Consider the following 17,248-nt stretch of genomic DNA (forward strand, 5'->3'; position numbering starts at 1 on the left):
GGCCAAGGCCGAGATCGAGGCATTCCTGGCCGCCGGCCGCACTCGCCGCCACGTCCTGGACATCGTCCTCGGCGTCGGCATGAAGACCCTGTCCAACTACACCAACCACATCGCCCACACCCCCCTCGACCCAGCCTGGGCCGACCAGGAGTGGACCCCGGGAACAGGCGACGGTCTGACGCCTCCCGCGTCTTGGCCTGGCGCCGTCCCAGCGCCCGGCGTGAGTTGTGGACGGTGCTCAGACACTCCTACTAGTTACGGCCGGTGTCGAAAACCACTGCGAACCTCCGCTCTCCTAGCGCCGAACGGGCCGTGGCAGCGATGCGGTCGACATCGCCCCGTTCGCCCGAAGGCAGTGGCGCACCCACCGACTCGCGGAGCGAAGCCGCCGTCCCCAACAGGACGGCGGCTTGTTCGTGCCGCCCGGCCAGGGCGTGGGCACCCGCCAGACCCTCCAGGGCGAGCGCGATCGCCCGGGGATCGCCCATGGCCCGCGCGGAGGCCTCCCCTTCAAGGTGCAGGGCGAGCGCGGCCTCGGCGTCGCTGCGCAGCTCCGCTACGAAGCCGAGCTCGGCGAGGATCAGCGCCACGCCCGGCTCGCCCTCCCTGCTGCGGTTCCACTCCAACCAACGGCGCAGGTGCCGTTCGGCGTCGTCGAGCCGGCCCTGCCGCCGCGCCGCGAGGGCCAGGCCGATCTCGGCGAACTGCTCCTCCTGCCTGCTGGACCGCTCAGCCGCGATCTTCCGCGCCCGCTCGTGCAGCTCGTTGGCCTCGTCGAGATCCCCGGCCAGCAGTGCCAGGCGGCCCAGGGTCGCCAGCCAGGAGGAGACCTCCGGCCAGAGCCCGAGCTCTTCGGCGCCGCTCAGCCCGGCCCGCCGCAGCCGCGCGGACTCCGCGTAGTCGCCGGTGATCTCGGCCAGATCGCCCAGCACGTCGATGCTTCGCAACTGGCCCCAGCGGTCCCCGATCTCCTCGAACAGCGCCAGACTCTGCGTCCCGGCCCGCCGGGCCGCCGCGATGTCACTGCGGAGCAGCGCGGGCGTGGCCAGCGTGACCAGCGCCGCCGCCACGCACCAAGAGTCGTCCTCCGCACGGGACTCCGCCAGCACGCCCAGCAGCCGTTCCTCAAGGGCGTCCTGGTCCCCGTGGCCGAACTGCGTGAACGCCATGAACCATTTCGCCCGCACGGCACGCACTCCGTGGGCGTCGAACCGTGCCAGCACCTCACGGGAGCGTCCCGCCGGATCGACGTCCTCGCCGAGCAGCATCCCGAAACCGGCCTGCCATGCCGTCGCCTCGATCGCGACCGGATCGTCGTCGTGCGCACGGGAGAGCGCGAGGGCGAGCGAGCGCCGCGCCTCACCGAGACGCCCGCGCAGGAACCAGTACCAGACGAGGGCGTTCGCCAGCCGCAGGCCGCTCCTCGAACCGCCCGCGTACTGGAGCGCGGCGCGCAGGCTGCCCGACTCGGCGTCCAGCCTGTCCAGCCAGGACCGCTGGTCACGGCCTCGAAGGTCGGCGCGCTCGGCGAGGCCGAGATGGTAAGCGAGGTGCCGGTCACGCATGCGCTCCAGCTCGCCGGCCCGGCTCATCTGCTCGGCGCAGTAGGCCGCGACCGACTCCAGCAGCCGGTAGCGCCCCGTCTGGTGCACCACCAGCGACCGGTCGACCAGACGTCCCAGCAGGTCCAGGACGTCGGCGGAGTCCACGCCGTCGCCGGCGCAGAGCTCCTCGGCCGCGTGAAGCGTGCAGCCGTCGGCGTGTACCGCCAGCCGCCGCAACACTACTCGTTCGGCATCGGCCAGCGGCTCCCAGCTCCACTCGATCATCGCGCGGAGCGTCCGCTGCCGAGCCGGGGCGTCCCGCCTGCCCGAGGACAGCAGACGGAAGCGGTCGTCCAAGCGCTCGGCGAGCTCGGCCACGTCCATCGACCGGACCCGCGTGGCGGCCAGCTCCAGCGCGAGCGGAATCCCGTCCAGCCGACGGCAGATCGACTCCACCGACGCCCGGTTCTCCTCGGACACCGCGAACCCCGGCTCCGCCGCCGCCGCTCGCTCGGCGAACAACCGCAACGCCGCGTTTTCGTCGAGTGGCGGAACGGTCCACAGCAGCTCACCGGCGATCGCCAGCCGGTCCTGGCTGGTCGCCAGCACATGCAGACCGGGCACCGCCCGCAGGAGACCCGCCGCCACTTCAGCCGCGGCCTCAACCACGTGCTCGCAGTTGTCCAACACGAGCAGCAGCCGCCTGTCGCGCAGCGCGGCCGCCAGCCATCCCCCGCCGGACTCGGGTACGGCCGAACCCTGGCGCGCGCCGTCCTGCCGCACCCCCACGGCCGCCGCCACCGCGTCGGCGACGTCCTCAGCCCCGCAGCCGGGCGGCAATCCGGCCAGCTCCACCAGCCACACCCCGTCCGGGAACCGCTCCGCCCGGGATCCGGCCGCCTCGATCGCCAGTCGTGTCTTGCCGACCCCGCCAGGCCCGGTGAGCGTGACCATCCGTCCGGTGCCCAGCAGCCCGCCGATCTGGGCGACCGCGCCCTCCCGGCCGATCAACCCCGTGAGCCGGGCCGGGAGGTTGCCGCGGATCGCGGGAGCGCTGCGCGTCGCCCGCAACGCGGGATCCTGCCGGAGGACAGCCGTGTGCACAGCCTGGAGTTCCGGGCTGGGATCGATGCCCAGCTCGTCGCTGAGCCGCAGGCGCACGTCGCCGTAGCTCTCCAGGGCTTCGCCCTGCCGGCCGGAGCCGTACAGGGCGGTGATGTGCGCGGCGCGAAGCCGCTCCCGCAGCGGATGCTCCGCGACCAGGCCGGTCAGCTCACCCGCCACGAGCTCGTGCTCGCCCAGCTCGAGCCGTGCCTCGGCCAGTTCCTCCAACGCGACCAGCCGCAGCTCCTCCAACCGCCGGATCTCGGGGAGGGCGAACCGCTCGTCGTCGAATCCGGCGAACGCCGGTCCCCGCCACAGACCCAGCGCATCGCTCAGCTCGCGCGCCCGCTCCTCGGCGCGGGTCAGCCCGAAAGCGCGCCTCACCCGCGCCTCGAACCGGTCCGCGTCCACCTCGTCGGTCCCGACCCGCAGCAGATACCCGGAAAGCCCGAACGCGACGGACTCCGCGTCGCCCAGAGCACGCCGCAGGCGCGACACCTTCATCTGCAGTGCTCCGGCGGGATCGGCAGGAAGCCGCTCGCCCCACAGGTCCTCGATGAGCCGGTCGGCCGAGACCGGACGGCCGCGGTTGACGAGCAGATCCGCCAGGAGCAGCCGGACCTTCGCCTCGGGGACCCGGACGGGTTGGTCGTCCTCCGTCCACACAGAAAGCGGCCCGAGCACCCCAAAACGCATACGCGCAGCCTAACGGGCCGACAACGGAGCGACAGCCGACCGACGGCCGGCCGACAGCGCTCCCGGGCACCGTGGAGCCATCGAACGACGAAAGGAATCAAATGACGCACAAGACCCCCGTCACCGTCATCGGCCTCGGCCCCATGGGGGAGGCGCTCGCAGCCGCCTTTCTGACGTCCGGCCACCCCACGACGGTCTGGAACCGCACCGCGGCCAAGGCAGACGCGATCGTCGCCAAGGGGGCCGTCCTGGCCGCCTCCCCGGCTGAGGCGGTCGCCGCCAGCCCACTGGTGATCGTCGCCGTGCTCGACTACGACGCCTCGGACGCGATCCTCCTGCCGATCGCGGACGCGTTGAAGGGCCGCACGCTGATCAACCTGACAGCCGACACTCCCGCCCGCTCACGCGCCGCCGCCGCCTGGGCGGCCGAGCACGGCATCGAATACGTCGACGGCGCGATCATGTCGCCCACCTTCACCATCGGCACCCCCTCGGCCGTCGTGCTCTACAGCGGCCCCGAGGAGCCGTACCGTGCTCACGCCGAGACACTGGCCGCGCTCGGCGGCTCGCACACCCACCTCGGCGCCGACCCCGGCCGTGCCGCGGGCTTCGACCTGGCGCTGCTCAACATCTTCTGGACCTCGATGTCAGGTCTCGCCCACGCCTTCGCCATGGCCAAGGCCGAGGACATTGACGCCGCGGACTTCGCGCCGTTCGCCCAGGGCATCATCGGCCTTGTGCCCGAATCCGTCACCGACATGGCGGGCAAGCTCAGCCGCGGCGAGTTTCCCGCCGACGGCTCCAGCATCGTCTCGAATGTGGCCACGATGGACCACATCATCCACGCCGCCCAGAGCCGCGGCATGGACCCCGGGCCGCTCGGAGCCGTCCGCCCCCTCGCCCAGGCCGTCATCGACGCGGGGCACGGCGACGACAACATCGCCCGCCTCACCCTGCAGTACCTGAACAAACGCTACTGACCGCACTACCCTCTTTGCTCGCTCTGCTCCTGCGCCGATTCCCCGAAGGCCGAACATGTGGCGCCATCTGATGCCCCGCCTCGCCGACATCGTCGCCGCACTACCCCCCGGGTCGGACGGTCGCCGCGGACGGCACGGTCGTCGTGGGCGACTCGGATGGGGTGTGGATCAGCTCCGACGGCGGCCGGCACTTCGCCCGCGACACGACAGCGCCCGGCGACGGCACCGCCGGGTCGGCGTCCGGACGGCTCTGGACAATCGACCACGCGACGCAGAGCGCGTACCTGACCGACGACGGCCGCACCTGGACGTCGATCCCGCTCCCACCGGCCGAGTGACGCGGCCGAGGGCGGGCCGATCATCATCCACGGCAGTGCCACCCTGAACCGCAACCTGGCCGATGCCCGCCTGATCGACCGCTACCACCTGCTGGTCTTCCCCGTCCTGCTCAGCGCGGGCAAACGGCTGTTCAGCGACACCCCGCCGAACACCGTTACCCCCTTCCGGGCAGCTGCTCCCGACAGCTCTGGTTGGTCAGGAGCCAGTGATCAGCGCCTCGACGCCGTCCAGGACCCGTTCCAGGCCGAACTCGAACGCCCGCTCGGGGTCGCTCGGTGCGTCGAACGCCTCACCGGCCGCGGTGCCCACCCGCGACGCCACCGGGTACTTGTCCGCGTCGAGCACCTGGGCCAGCAGCGGCGCGTACCCCTCCCACCACTGGGCGTCGCTCATACCGGAGCGCTGCTGGATCTGGGCGGCCGCCACCGCCGCCCGGGCCGCGCCGTGCACGTAGTCGCCGACCAGGGTCACCACCAGGTCCATCGCCACGTCGGGTAGGCCGGTGCCCTCGACCGCGCCCAGCTCGTACTCGTACCTGGCCATCAGGTTGGGCCCCATCGGCGGCCGGCTCGTCGCCACCTGCAGCAGCCACGGATGCCGCAGGTACAGGTCCCACTTGTCGCGCGCCACCCGCTCCAGGCGGGCACGCCAGCCGCCCGGCACCACGGTGCTCGGCAGCTCGCCGAGCACCGTGTCGAGCATGACGTCGACCAGCTCGGCCTTGCTCGGCACGTAGGTGTAGAGGGACATCGCGGTGACCCCGAGCCGCTCCGCGACCCGGCGCATGGACAACGCCGCCAGTCCCTCGCCGTCGGCGAGCGCGATCGCCGCCTCGGCGATTTGGGGTACTGTCAGCCGCTGCTTCGGCCCGCGGCGGCTCGGCTCTCGCAGGCCCCACAGCAGCTCGACGGTGCGGGCCGGGTCACCGGTTCCGCTGTGCCAGCCCTGGTCGGTGGATTGAGTCGTCACTTCGTACAGCGTATGGGCAGATCGAAGACGGAACCGAGCCGGTGCTCCTCCGGTACCCGGTGAATGCCGCGCGGGTCGATGAGGAACGCGGTCATGCCCGCCCGCCGCGGGCCTTCGAAGTCGGCGGCGTAGGTGTCGCCGACGAAGGCGGCGGCAGCAGCCGTGACGCCCAGCGCGGACAGCGCGGTGGCGTAAATGGTCGGGTGCGGCTTGCGCCACCCCACCTCCACCGACGTGATCACCACCTCGAAGCAGTCTCGGATGCCCATGGCCGCCAGGTGGCCGGGCACCAGCGGCGGGTGGTGGGTGTTCGTGACGACGGCGAGGCGGTAGCGGGCGGCCAGGCCCCGGATCAGGTCGGCGATGCCCTCCGGGTAGCGCACACCGGTGTTCCACTCCCGCACGTACGCCTCGACGAACGCCTCGACGTCGGCGCGTGCCGGAGTGGTGCCGAGCGCCGCGGCGAGGAACTCGGTGCCGACGTCCACCATGGAGAACTCGTGGTCGTCGACGTCGCTGCGCCGGTCGAAGTCGGCGCACAGCGCCGCCCAGTCGGTGAGGAATTCGGCGTACGTCAGGTCGGCGCCGAACCGCCGCAGCAGAGCGTGCGAGGCGTGATAGCCCTGCTCGGTGCGGCTCTCGGAGTAGTGCACGAGCGTGCCGAAGAAGTCGAACAGCAGATGAGTGGGGTGGGTGTCGGACACGGCTTGCATCATGTCAGGCGTGAGCGTACTTGCTGGCGTGACCGGGCTGTCCCGGCACTTCACCCCCGAGACCCTGGCCGCGTACCTGCTTTCCCGCGCCGAGTCCGGGCCAGGCGGCTGCCTGATCGTGCGCGGGTACGGCTCGCAGCGCGGCGTGTACCAGAAGCTCGCCGGGCGGGCGTGGGCACACATCGCGGCCTACGCCGTCTTCGTCGGGCCGCTGGAGCCAGGGCTGGAGGTCGACCACACCTGCGGCGTCAAGGACTGCATCGAGCCGACCCACCTACGCCTGACCACGCACGCGGAGAATTGCCGCTCGCGCACCCAGGCGGACACGTGCCGCAGCGGGCACCCACGGGAGGTGGATCCGGCGACGGGGCGGTACCGGCGGCAGTGCCGGGCATGCAACGCCGACGCGCAGCGCCGGTGGCGGGAACGTCAGGCGGAGCAACGGCGGCTGTCGCAAACGCCGGAGGGCATGGCGGCCGCACAGAGCCGCTGGAAGAGCCGGGCGACACCAGCGTAAATCCTTACGCTTCATAGTCGTCATTATGGTGCGTGCGCTCACTCTACCCAAATGTCCGTTTTTGGATTAACGGATTACCGGTAATGCCAATCCAATAATCCGGCCAAGAACATCGGATGGCCGCGTGCTTGGGTTCCGAACCCGGGTGAGCGCCGCAAGCCCCGCCCGGTGAAGTGCCCGGTTCAAGAAGGACCGTCGGGTTTCGCGGCGGCCATCGGCTGGAAAGGGAAGCGGTTGCGTCGTTCTCGACGGTGGCCCGGAGTGGACGGTTGGACCAGAGTACTTCGGTGCGCTGCTGCCAGGTGCCGCCATTCACTGGCGCGGGCGGGACGGATACGGGAAACTGTCCCGATGCCCGCTGAGTACACCCAAGGTGACCAGTTCCGTGGTGCCCGCATCCACCTGTGCGACCTCTCCGGCCTCGAGATTCGCGATTGCGACGTCACCGGCCTGAAGATCGTGGACTGCTATGGGGGCAACGTCTCCCTCGGTGGCGGCTTCGAGCGTGTCGTTGTCAACGACGTCGACGTGACCGCCTACGTCGAGGCCGAGCTCGACCGGCTGCATCCCAACCGGGTGCTGGCCCGTGAGGCCACGTCCGCCGCCGAATACCGGGCCGCTTGGGATGCCATCGAGAAGCAATGGGAGGAGACGCTCGACCGCGCCAGGCGCCTACCCGAGGCGAAGCTGCACGAGCAGGTCGACGGCGAGTGGTCGTTCGTCGAGACGCAGCGGCATCTGCTGATGGCCAGCGATGCCTGGATCGGCAACGCCGTGCTCGAGGAGGACGCGCCGTACCACCCGTTGGGCCTTCCTGGCGGCGGGATGCCGGCCGAAGCATCGGCGAAGCTCGGGCTCACCCTCGATGCCACCCCGACGCTCGACGAGGTACTCGCGCCGCGGCTCGCCCGCATGGCCACGATACGCCGGGTAGTCGTCGAGCTCACCGAGGCCGAGCTCGACCGGGTATGTGGTCGCAAGCCGGCCGACCCATATCCGGACCGGGAGTACGTTGTGCGCCGCTGCCTCACGGTGGTGTGCAAGGAAGAGGCCGAGCATCACCGGTACGCGGTGCGCGACCTCACCGTGCTCGAGGCCGGTGCCCGAACCGAGTGAAGGCGCGTCCCGGCAATGGACGGCGATCTCGCGATCCTGCGCTGGACCAGCCCATCTTGCTGTCGGAGCCCCTCATCGCACCCGCACTGCCCAGCCAGGGCGCGGTGCCGACCGGCGAGGTAGTCACGACCAGCTACGGAAAGACCAGCTACGGAAAGACCAGCAATGCGGGCAGCTTCCCCAACGAACGACGCGAGGTCTTCCTCGATGTCACGCCGCGGTGGACCTGCGAAGCCATCTACCAGTTCGTGAAGCCGATCACGCCCGGAATGAACTGCACCCGCATCCGGCCAGACGGCCGGAGCATGCGGCACTGGGTGATGTCGTCATCGGAATCGTCTCCTGAAATATCTCTGGCCAGTGCGGCAACCCGACCTATCCCACCGTGAATACGAATGTTTCTCAGCACCGAACCTGGATAAGCGGAAACGTGGGGAGGTAGCCGGCGGTTCATCCACCTGCCTTCAGCCGGAACGCGAGGCGGCGGGGCGCCTGCACTCGATAGCTGTCCGTCACCAGCTCGGCAACCTCGACCCAGTCCGTCTCGTCGTCCAGCACCATTCCCACGACATTCACACCCCAGTCGGCCCGGAAGAACGGAGGGCCGACATGCGCCAGCGCGGCCAACTCCCCGGGCGGCGCCCGGAAGGTCATCAGGATGGTCGGATCGTCCGTATCGATGTACGCCGACCGCCTCCCGTCGGTGGTGTAGACGTGCAGGAACGTCCGCCGGCGAATCCGCCACCGCAGGCCGATCCACGCCGGCTCCTCGTACGCCTCGGGCAGCTCCCCGCAGATCACCCGGAGCCGGCCCACAACGGCGGGCGGAACGTCCGCGATGTCGCTCATCTGCACCTCCCGCGCCCATCCTGCCCGCCGGGTAGGACATCAGCACATCAGAGTCTCCGGGGTTGGCGGGGCCGCGCCGATCAGGCCCGTGACTAACAAGATCCACGAAAAAGGCGCTAGCGATGATCTTGACAGCGGTGCGTGATCCTGGATGGGATTGCGTAGTTTGATCGACCATGGTCGATCACGAGGAGAGTCCGTTGGCGGGCAACGATCCTGCCGATGATGGCGAGCTATCCGGGCAGTTGGCCGATGAGTCTGGGGAACCCGGTGAAGACGCCGAGGATTTCCTCACCGGCGAGCAGTTGGCCGCGTACGGCTGCTACGCCCGTCCACCGACCGTTGATGAGCTGGATCAGTTCTTCGTACTTGACGACGAGGACCGGAACCTGATCGCGGACAAGCGTGGGGACGCCAACCGGCTGGGCTTCATGCTCCAGTTGACCACGCTTCGGTATCTGGGCAAGTTCCTGGACGACCCTCTCGACGTGCCTGCGGTGGTGCTGGACGACGTGGCCGCCCAGCTCGGTATCGCCGACCCGTCGTGCGTGAAGGCGTACTCGCAACGGGTGAACACCAAGTGGGAGCATCAGCGCGAGATTCGCCAGCGGGCCGGCTGGCGGGGCTATGGAGAGGGCTCGGCTGAGCTGGCGCTGTGGCTGGAGCGGCGCTGCTGGAACACCGGCGAGACGAGTGCGCAGTTGTTCTACGGGGCGATCGGCTGGCTACGGCAGCGCCAGGTCGAGCTCCCGGGGCTGGCCCGACTGATGCAGGACGTCAGCGGTACCCGGTCTGCCGCCGAGGCCCGGTTGCGGCATGAGCTGGTCAGTCAGATCAACGGGCGGCAGGCCACGTTCCTACTGAGCTTGCTGGACGTGGACCCGAAGACGAACAAGTCCGCGCTGGAGATCCTGCGACGCCGGCCGATCGAGCAAACGGTGACCGGGTTGATCAAGGCACTGCGGCGGGTCGGTGAGGTTGTCGGTGCAGGCGTGGGCGGTGTGGATGTGACCGTGGTCCCGCAGCGGCGGCTGCGGGAGCTGGCCCGCGACGGCATGATGCGCAACGCGACCGCGCTGCGCCGACGCCGTCCGTACGAGTACCAGCTGGCCACGCTGCTGTCGGCAATCGTGTACCTGGAGGCGAAGGCGACCGATGACGCGCTGGAACTGTTCGACCTGATCGTCACCAGTGAGCTGCTGGCCCGGGCGGAGCGGGCGTCCAAGACGGAGAAGCTGCGCCGCTATCCACGGCTGAGCCGGGACGCGGGCAAGCTGGCAGCGGCGGTAGAGGTGCTGCTGGAGGCCGTGGAGTGGGGCGAGAACATCACGCTCGACGTGGTGTGGGACGCGATCGAGAACGTGGTGTCGCGCTCGGAACTTCGCGCGTCGGTGGCCAACATCAGCGGCCTGGTGTTGCCGCCGGACGCCGACCCGGACGGCGAGTGGCGCGCCGCGCTGACCCAACGGTATCCACTGGTCAAGAAGTTCTTGCGGCTGCTGGTGGAGACGGTGGAGTTCGGCGCGACCGCCGACTCGGCGAAGATCCTGATCGCGTTTCAGTCGCTGCCGGACTTGGTCGACGCCAACCCGACCAAACGGGTGCCGCCGGGATGTCTGGACGCCCACAAGGTCGAGGTGGATGTGGTGCCCGCGGGATGGCGTCCCCTGGTGTTCAAGGACCCTCGCCCCGAGGGCACGGTGGACCGCAACAGTTACGTGTTCTGCGTGCTGGAGCAGTTCTACCAGCGGCTCAAGCGCCGCGACATCTTCGCCGCAGCGTCGTCACGGTGGGCGGACCCGCGCGCCCAACTGCTGTCCGGGCAGGTGTGGCAGGCGCGGCGTGAGGAACTGCTCGACTCGATGCAGCTGCCCGAGCACCCCGATGAGCTGCTGGCCGGGTGGTCCGCCGAGCTGGGTGCCACCTGGCAGTACATGGCGGCCCGGGCGCAGGCCGGCGACATCAACGTGGACAAGGACGGCAGGCTGCACGCCGCCGCGCTGGAGGCCATCGCGGAACCGGCGTCGTTGAAGGACCTGCGCAACACCGCTCGCAAGATGATGCCCAAGGCCGACATCGGCGACGTCGTGCAGGAAGTCATGTCCTGGCATCCCGAGTTCATTGCCTCCTACACCCACATCTCCCGCGGTGGCCCGATCTCCGGCGACATGGCCCCCAGCCTCGCGGCGGTACTGACCGCACAGGCCCTCAACGTCGGCTGGGCTCCGGTGGTCTCCCCAGGCGTGGAGGCACTGACCCGCTCACGGATCAACCACGTGTACCAGAACTACGTGCGACCCGAATGCCATGCCGCCGCCAACGTGCCGCTGATCTGGGGCCAGGCCGGCATCCCCACCGCGACGCTGTGGGGCGGTGGCCTGGTGGCCGCGGTGGACGGCACCCGGTTCGTGGTCCCGGTACGCAGCATCGACGCACGCCCGAACCCGAAGTACTTCGGCCGCAAGAAGGGCGTGACCTGGCTCAATATGATCAACGATCAGGGTGTGGGGACCGCGGGGATCGTGTTGTCGGGAACGCCCCGCGACTCGCTGTACGCGATCGATCTCATGTACCGCCGTGACGGCGGAGCCCGGCCAGAGGTGTTCATTTCCGATACCGGCTCGTACTCCGACATGGTGTTCGGGCTGCTCAAGCTGCTGGGCGTGGACTACCGGCCGGAACTGGCGGGCCTGCCCGACCAGCGGCTGTGGCGCACCGCCCGCGCGCCCGACTACGGGCCACTCGACACCGCGTCACGGAACCTGATCGACCTGGAGAAGATCAAACGCCACTGGTCCGACATCCTGCGCATCGCCGCGTCCGTGCACGCGGGGGAGGTGGCCGCGTCGGAGGTGATGCGCATCCTGCAACGCGGCGGCAATCCCACCCAGCTCGGCGACGCGCTGGCCCACTTCGGCCGGATCTTCAAGACGCTGCACGTCCTGTCCTACGTTGACCGGGAGCAGTACCGGCGCGACATCAAGCGGATGCGCAACCTGCAGGAGGAGCGCCATCGGCTGGCCAAGTACATCTGCCACGGTCGTCGCGGCGAACTACGCGAGAAGTACCACGCGGGGATGGAGGATCAGCTCGGCGCGCTCGGCCTCGTCGTCAACTGCGTCGCTCTATGGAACACCGTCTATCTGGACCGCATCCTGGCCACGCTGCGCGAATCTGGCTACCCGGTGCTCGACGAGGACGTGCTGCGCATCCACCCCTACTGGTACGCCCACATCAACGTGCACGGCCACTACTCGTTCCAACCGCTCCTGCTGGCCGAAGGTATCGGGCGACGACCGCTGCGGGACCCAGACAACGCCGACCCCGACGAGGAGTGAGCGCGGATGAAGGCCCAGCGCTTGGGGGCTACGCGATCCACCCCACCACGGCGCAGGTGTTGTCGAGGATGCGGGCGTCGGGCCCGAGGGTGATCTGCGCCGTCCTGTCCGGACGTGCCCTCGGCCGTGTCCGTCCTGGGGCCGTCCGCTGCGCAACCCCCGACCGGGCACCACCCGCGTAGCGTGTCGAACTCCTCTACGTATCGGATGAGGCGGAAGCGTCGCGGGACGTCCGCTCCAGGAAGGACAGGTAGTCCGCGAGGCGGGCGGATCCGGTGAGCATCGCCCGGCCGCGGGCTGTGAGCCGTTCCCGCCACTGGTCGATCGAGGCGGCCAGTGGGCCGGGCCCACCGGCGGCGTGAACCTGCTCGATCACAGTCGCGATGTGCTCCAGCAGGTAGCCGCCGCGGCGCAGCAGATGGGCGAGTTCGGCGTCGCGCACGTCATCGGGTGAGTAGGACCGTGCGGTCCGAGACCGGGCCGGGGCCAGGACGCCGGCGCGTTCCCATTTGCGCAGGGTGGCCGGGGTGACACCGAGCCGGTGGGCGAGGACACCGACCGAAACAGGCCCGTCCGGACCTGGCGCGGTCGGCGTGCAGGACGCCAGCACGACAGCCGCCGAAGCGACCCGGTCCACGGTCTCCCGGTCGCGTTGAAGCTGCACATGGGCGGTATCGATCACGGCCAAGGCCGTCGGGAGGTCGCCGCGGAGAACCGACCTCATGATCTCACCGGCCGCGGGGTACCCGTACCCCGGGACAAGCGCGACGTAAGCGGCCAGCGCGCCCCCATGGTCGTCGGTGTAGACCCGGTAACCGCTCACCGTCCGCGCGGCCGGCGGGATCACCCCGGCCTGCTCGTAGTTGCGGACCGCCTGCGCGGACAGCCCATGTGCCCGCGCCAAATCCACCGGCCGGTACACCCCATTTTTAAACTTCACCGGGATATGCTCCACGTCAATTCAGCCAAAGTTTCAACCGCTGGTTCAACGATACGGTTGAGGTCATGGCTTTCGACACCGAGTTGCAGTCCCTCATCGCCGCACGCCGGCCCCACCTGCTCGCGATCGGCGAGCCCTACCACGGCGAGCCGGCGTTCCCCCGCCTGCGCAACCGGATCCTCGAGACACTCGCCGGGCACGGCTTCCGGTCAATCGCGATCGAGTCGGACCGGGCGGCCGGCCTCGCCGTCGACGACTACGTGCAAGGCCGCCGCGATGACGTGGACCTGACCACCGGCATCAGTCACGGCTGGGGCACACACCCGGCCACCCGCGAACTGATCGACTGGCTGCGCGCCCACAACGAGAAGCTGCCGCCCGGCGAGCGCATCGCCTTCCACGGTTTCGACGCTCCCACCGAGATCGCCGGCGCGCCGAGCCCTGGCCCAATCCTGCGTGAGCTGCGCGAATACCTCGGCGTACCAGCGCCCGACCTGGACCGCCTGGTCGGCGACGAGGGCCGCTGGACCGCCCAGGAAATCATGTACGACGCGACGCGATCTCCCGGCCGGTCACCGGAGGCTGCCGCCCTGCGCGGCCTCGCCGAGGATTTCCGCACGCAGCTGTACGCCGACGCACCCCGCCTCACCAGGGACACCTCCACTCAGTCCTGGAACCGAGCCAGGGTGCTCGCCACCACGGCCATCGGCCTGCTCGCCTACCATGCCGCGATGGCCGAACCGGGCACCCAGTCGCAGCGGCTCGGCCGCCTGCTCGCGGTGCGGGACGCGCTGATGGCGCAGAACCTGCTCGACATCCTCGCCCACGAGCGTGACCGCGGGCCGACCCTGGTGTCCGCCAACAACGCCCACCTGCAACGGCACCCCAGCCTGTGGGACACCCACTGGGAGGGCCAAGATTTGGCCGCACAGTGGAACGGCGCCGGCTCGATCGTGTCGCCGCTGCTCGGGGACAAGTACATGTACGTGGCCGGCAGTCTCGGGGCGAGCGGGCCGGTCGGCCTTGGGCAGCCGGAGCCAGGCACCTACGAGGAGCGCCTCGGCCCGGAGACCGGGATTTTTCCACCTCCGTCCGGCAGCGATCTGCGCGAACGCGTGGCGGACCTGCTCGGGTACTTCCCGCTGGACACAGCCACGATCGAGACCTGCGACGCGATCCTGCACATCGGCTCCGCGCCCGGCGCGGCCGACGCAGCCCGGATCGCCGGCCTTCCTGGGGTGACCGAGACCTGGATCGAGCCGGGTTCCGACATGCCGCCCTACACCTGGGGCGACCGGTTCTTCTTCGCCGGAGAAGATCGGATGCGGCCCTTCGCCACGATCGTCCTGCACGACGTCCCAGACTTCGACGAGCAGTCCCGCCTGTCCGAGCCTGGACGGTACCGGCTCAACATCGAGGTGGGGCGCGCCGAGTTCCGAAACCTGTTCGGCTACGGCCCGGAGGAATTCGCCGCACACAGCGACAAGCTCGACTTCGCGGAGACAGACCGACTGATGCCACATCCGGCCTACGCCGTGCAGGGCTGGGCGAGCGTGGTCAACCCAGGCCCAGCCACCGCGGCCGAGGTGACGCGACTGGTAGCACAGGCACGTTCCCGCAGCGCCGACCGCGAGCACCGCAGCAGCCGGCGCCCGTAGCCCAGCTGGACCCTCGGTGCCCCCATGCATCCTGCCTCGATCCGGGCGCATTCTCGCTGCTGTCAAAGGTTGTCTGCCGGGCGGCGCAGATCAGCGCAGCGCGGTGTCGAGGGCGCGTCTGAGGGTCCAGCGCGAGACCCGAAGCTTGGCCGCGACCGCCGACTGGGTTTGCCCGGCACCGAGCAGGATGCGGGCGTCGGTGATCTGCTCGGCGGTCAACGCGCGGGGGCGGCCGCCAACACGGCCTCGGGCGCGAGCGGCGGCGAGGCCTTCGCGGGTGCCTTTGACGATCTGCTGGCGCTGGAACTTCGCGATGGCAGCGAACACGGTGAAGATTAGTTCGCCGGACATGTCGTCGCTGGTGTCGAGCACGATGCCGTCGAGGGTGCGGAAGTGGCGGCCGTTGGCGTGTAGGTCGTCTTCGACGATGGCGAGGAGTTCGCGGGTGTCGCGGCCCAGCCGGGTCAGGTCGAGCACGACGAGGGTGTCGCCGCGGCGCATGTGATCGAGGGCGGCGGTCAGGCCGGGCCGGGTAGTGCCCTTGGCACCGGATGCCTTGTCGAGGTAGATCCGGGAGCAGCCGGCGGTCTTGAGGCCATCAATCTGGCGCGCGAGTTCCTGGGCGTCGGTGGATACCCGGGCCAGCCCGATCAGGTTCTCGCGGGCGGTCGGGTCGTCATTGAGGATGAGGTGATCTTTGATGGTGGCCTCCCAGAGTGCGGGCGAGGCCGTCACCGTAGCGAAAACGGTGATTGCGAGTCTTCTGCTACATGCCGGTTTTGCTCCATGGTTTTGCTACCGGTTTCGAGAATGGTTCCAGGGCCCGTGTGACGGCCAGCGGGTACGGGGCGAAAACGATCGTTATTGCCCCTGCGGGACGGCGCCGTCCCGCCCACCGAAGATGATCTTGCCTGACGGGACGTCTCCGAGCGTTGGCCCTCAAGGGCCGATCCAAGATCGGACAACTTTCAAGATCATCGCTAGCGCCGTTTTCGTGGATCTTGTTAGTCACGGGCCTGGAACAAGGGCGCCTTGCGGCGTATGCACAGCGCGACGGCCCAGGGCTTCCTCTCTTACTTGCCGATCCAGCGTGCGGCGGCCGCTGAAAGGCGCTCGCCCGCGGCGGCGTCGGCCGGTATGAGCTCTTCAATATCTCGGATTTGTTCGGATGTCAGCTCGATTGCGGCGGCGGCTGCGTTGGCTTCTATGTGCCGGACATAGGTGGTGCCGGGAATCGGCACGGTTTCTCGCGCGATCAACCACGCGAGTGCGAGCTGGGCCGGCATGACTCCCATCTCATCGGCGAGGGCGCGCAACCGATCGACAAGGGCGAGGTTGGCCACACGGTTGCCGTCGCCGAAGCGAGGGTTGCTGCTGCGCAGGTCGTCGTCGCCGAACGCGGTGTCAGTGTTGATCTGCCCGGACAGCAGCGCGCGACCGATGGGCGAGTAGGCGACGAGCGTGATGCCCAGCTCACGGCACGTCGGCAGGATCTCCGTTTCAACCTCACGACTGAGCAGTGAGTACTCGGTTTGCAGCGCGGTGAGCGGATAGACGGCATGTGCCCGGCGCAGTGTTTGCGCGTTGACCTCGGACAACCCCAGATGGCGGACCTTGCCCGTCGCTACCAGGTCGGCCATGGCACCCATCGTGTCCTCGATAGGGATCTGGGGATCTCGGCGGTGCAGGTAGAACAGGTCGATGTGATCGACGCCAAGGCGTTGGAGGGATTCATCGCAGGACTGACGCGCCCAGTTGGGTGAGGAGTCGATGCGCATGGGCCCAAGGTCACGTCGGATGCCGAACTTGGTGCATAGGAAGACCCGGTCCCGCCGGTCGTGGATGGCTTTGGCGACAAGCTCCTCGTTGTGCCCGGCGCCGTAGGAAGCAGAGGTGTCGATGAGGTCGATGCCGAGTTCGAGGGCGCGGTGAATGGTGCGGATGGACTGAGCCTGCGGCGGGCGGGGTCCATAGTGTGCACTCATGCCCATACAGCCCAGGCCGAGGGCCGAGACCTGTGGGCTGCCGTTACCGAGGGTCGTTCTACGCATGATCCTGCTCCAGGAGGGTGCGGTATCGGTCGATTTTCCGGTCGATGACCACCAGGTCGCGTTGCAGCGCAGTGATGCGCTCCAACGTCCGTTGGCGGTGGGCTTCGAGCAAGGCGAGCCGGTCGACCCGGGTGGCCGGTCCGCCATGGATCAATGCCACATAGTCGTGCATCTCAGTAAGCGGCATGCCGGTTGCCCGCATCTTGATCAACAGCTGCAGTCGGTCGATGTCGACTGGCCGGTACCTGCGTTGTCCGGCGGCATCGCGCGGGATCGTGTCGAGCAATCCGATCTGTTCATACCAGCGCAATGTGTCCGGGGACAGGCCCACCATCTCCGACACCTGTCCGATGGTCGGCCCGTTGACCAGCGACGCCTCGATCGTCATGGCGGCAAGCATGCCCCCTGGAGCTGACTCTAGAGCAAATTCAGTT

15 protein-coding genes and 1 pseudogene are annotated in these 17,248 nt (G+C 69.2%); 8 read left to right on the forward strand and 8 right to left on the reverse strand.

Annotation, left to right across the window (positions count from 1 at the left end; genetic code table 11):
* Positions 1–251 precede the first annotated feature (251 nt).
* Entirely contained in the window at positions 252–3,344 is a 3,093-nt protein-coding gene (locus V6V89_RS19910; protein WP_334620675.1) for a BTAD domain-containing putative transcriptional regulator, read from the reverse strand.
* A gap of 101 nt (positions 3,345–3,445) precedes the next feature.
* On the opposite strand from V6V89_RS19910, the gene V6V89_RS19915 reads away from it, so the two are divergent.
* From V6V89_RS19915 to V6V89_RS19925, 3 genes and pseudogenes are all read left to right on the forward strand, one after another.
* A complete protein-coding gene (locus V6V89_RS19915) occupies positions 3,446–4,324 on the forward strand; it encodes an NAD(P)-dependent oxidoreductase (protein ID WP_334620676.1) in 879 nt (292 codons plus the stop codon).
* 143 nt (positions 4,325–4,467) lie between these two features.
* Complete coding sequence (locus V6V89_RS19920; protein WP_334620677.1) at positions 4,468–4,662, forward strand: hypothetical protein; 195 nt, start codon at positions 4,468–4,470, stop codon at positions 4,660–4,662.
* A gap of 10 nt (positions 4,663–4,672) precedes the next feature.
* Positions 4,673–4,804: pseudogene (locus V6V89_RS19925) on the forward strand (dihydrofolate reductase family protein); the annotation flags it as partial.
* A 54-nt stretch (positions 4,805–4,858) separates the two neighbouring features.
* Here the strand turns inward: V6V89_RS19925 and V6V89_RS19930 are convergent.
* Together V6V89_RS19930 and V6V89_RS19935 are read right to left on the reverse strand one after the other, a co-directional pair.
* Positions 4,859–5,632 (reverse strand): TetR/AcrR family transcriptional regulator, encoded by a 774-nt coding sequence (locus tag V6V89_RS19930; protein ID WP_334620678.1) that lies wholly within the window; start codon positions 5,630–5,632, stop codon positions 4,859–4,861.
* Entirely contained in the window at positions 5,629–6,336 is a 708-nt protein-coding gene (locus V6V89_RS19935; RefSeq protein WP_334620679.1) for an HAD family hydrolase, read from the reverse strand. The genes V6V89_RS19930 and V6V89_RS19935 overlap by 4 nt, the downstream gene beginning before the upstream one ends.
* Before the next feature lie 19 nt (positions 6,337–6,355).
* Here V6V89_RS19935 and V6V89_RS19940 point away from each other — a divergent pair, with 19 nt between their 5' ends.
* From V6V89_RS19940 to V6V89_RS19950, 3 genes are all read left to right on the forward strand, one after another.
* Entirely contained in the window at positions 6,356–6,862 is a 507-nt protein-coding gene (locus V6V89_RS19940) for an HNH endonuclease signature motif containing protein (RefSeq protein WP_334620680.1), read from the forward strand.
* A gap of 351 nt (positions 6,863–7,213) precedes the next feature.
* On the forward strand, positions 7,214–7,978 hold the full coding sequence (locus tag V6V89_RS19945; RefSeq protein WP_334620681.1) for a DinB family protein: 765 nt from the start codon (positions 7,214–7,216) through the stop codon (positions 7,976–7,978).
* 56 nt (positions 7,979–8,034) lie between these two features.
* Entirely contained in the window at positions 8,035–8,367 is a 333-nt protein-coding gene (locus V6V89_RS19950; RefSeq protein WP_334620682.1) for a hypothetical protein, read from the forward strand.
* A 61-nt stretch (positions 8,368–8,428) separates the two neighbouring features.
* Here the strand turns inward: V6V89_RS19950 and V6V89_RS19955 are convergent, their stop codons facing one another.
* On the reverse strand, positions 8,429–8,827 hold the full coding sequence (locus V6V89_RS19955; RefSeq protein WP_334620684.1) for an MmcQ/YjbR family DNA-binding protein: 399 nt from the start codon (positions 8,825–8,827) through the stop codon (positions 8,429–8,431).
* A gap of 176 nt (positions 8,828–9,003) precedes the next feature.
* Here V6V89_RS19955 and V6V89_RS19960 point away from each other — a divergent pair, with 176 nt between their 5' ends.
* Complete coding sequence (locus V6V89_RS19960; protein WP_334620685.1) at positions 9,004–12,165, forward strand: Tn3 family transposase; 3,162 nt, start codon at positions 9,004–9,006, stop codon at positions 12,163–12,165.
* A 196-nt stretch (positions 12,166–12,361) separates the two neighbouring features.
* Here the strand turns inward: V6V89_RS19960 and V6V89_RS19965 are convergent, their stop codons facing one another.
* The gene (locus tag V6V89_RS19965; protein WP_334620734.1) at positions 12,362–13,087 is read right to left on the reverse strand and encodes a MerR family transcriptional regulator; all 726 of its coding nucleotides are present in this window, start codon (positions 13,085–13,087) and stop codon (positions 12,362–12,364) included.
* Between the two features lie 83 nt (positions 13,088–13,170).
* On the opposite strand from V6V89_RS19965, the gene V6V89_RS19970 reads away from it, so the two are divergent.
* Positions 13,171–14,763: a DUF6194 family protein gene (locus V6V89_RS19970; protein ID WP_334620686.1), complete on the forward strand. Its 1,593-nt coding sequence runs from the start codon at positions 13,171–13,173 to the stop codon at positions 14,761–14,763.
* Between the two features lie 90 nt (positions 14,764–14,853).
* On the opposite strand, the gene V6V89_RS19975 is transcribed toward V6V89_RS19970, so the two are convergent.
* The 3 genes from V6V89_RS19975 to V6V89_RS19985 all read right to left on the reverse strand — a co-directional run bounded on the left by V6V89_RS19975 (position 14,854) and on the right by V6V89_RS19985 (position 17,214).
* The gene (locus V6V89_RS19975; protein ID WP_334620687.1) at positions 14,854–15,498 is read right to left on the reverse strand and encodes a recombinase family protein; all 645 of its coding nucleotides are present in this window, start codon (positions 15,496–15,498) and stop codon (positions 14,854–14,856) included.
* A gap of 338 nt (positions 15,499–15,836) precedes the next feature.
* A complete protein-coding gene (locus V6V89_RS19980) occupies positions 15,837–16,814 on the reverse strand; it encodes an aldo/keto reductase (protein ID WP_334620688.1) in 978 nt (325 codons plus the stop codon).
* The gene (locus tag V6V89_RS19985; RefSeq protein ID WP_334620735.1) at positions 16,807–17,214 is read right to left on the reverse strand and encodes a MerR family transcriptional regulator; all 408 of its coding nucleotides are present in this window, start codon (positions 17,212–17,214) and stop codon (positions 16,807–16,809) included. The genes V6V89_RS19980 and V6V89_RS19985 overlap by 8 nt, the downstream gene beginning before the upstream one ends.
* Positions 17,215–17,248: the final 34 nt, after the last annotated feature.

Source organism: Micromonospora sp. CPCC 206061, assembly GCF_036906915.1.
In the GTDB taxonomy this organism is placed as follows: domain Bacteria; phylum Actinomycetota; class Actinomycetes; order Mycobacteriales; family Micromonosporaceae; genus Phytohabitans.

Bases quoted from the DNA above. Each gene is read 5' to 3' on its own strand.
- V6V89_RS19910 (WP_334620675.1), bottom strand. From the start codon at position 3,344: ATGCGTTTTGGGGTGCTCGGGCCGCTTTCTGTGTGGACGGAGGACGAC.
- V6V89_RS19960 (WP_334620685.1), top strand. From the start codon at position 9,004: ATGGTCGATCACGAGGAGAGTCCGTTGGCGGGCAACGATCCTGCCGAT.
- V6V89_RS19915 (WP_334620676.1), top strand. From the start codon at position 3,446: ATGACGCACAAGACCCCCGTCACCGTCATCGGCCTCGGCCCCATGGGG.
- V6V89_RS19985 (WP_334620735.1), bottom strand. From the start codon at position 17,214: ATGCTTGCCGCCATGACGATCGAGGCGTCGCTGGTCAACGGGCCGACC.
- V6V89_RS19980 (WP_334620688.1), bottom strand. From the start codon at position 16,814: ATGCGTAGAACGACCCTCGGTAACGGCAGCCCACAGGTCTCGGCCCTC.
- V6V89_RS19955 (WP_334620684.1), bottom strand. From the start codon at position 8,827: ATGAGCGACATCGCGGACGTTCCGCCCGCCGTTGTGGGCCGGCTCCGG.
- V6V89_RS19945 (WP_334620681.1), top strand. From the start codon at position 7,214: ATGCCCGCTGAGTACACCCAAGGTGACCAGTTCCGTGGTGCCCGCATC.
- V6V89_RS19970 (WP_334620686.1), top strand. From the start codon at position 13,171: ATGGCTTTCGACACCGAGTTGCAGTCCCTCATCGCCGCACGCCGGCCC.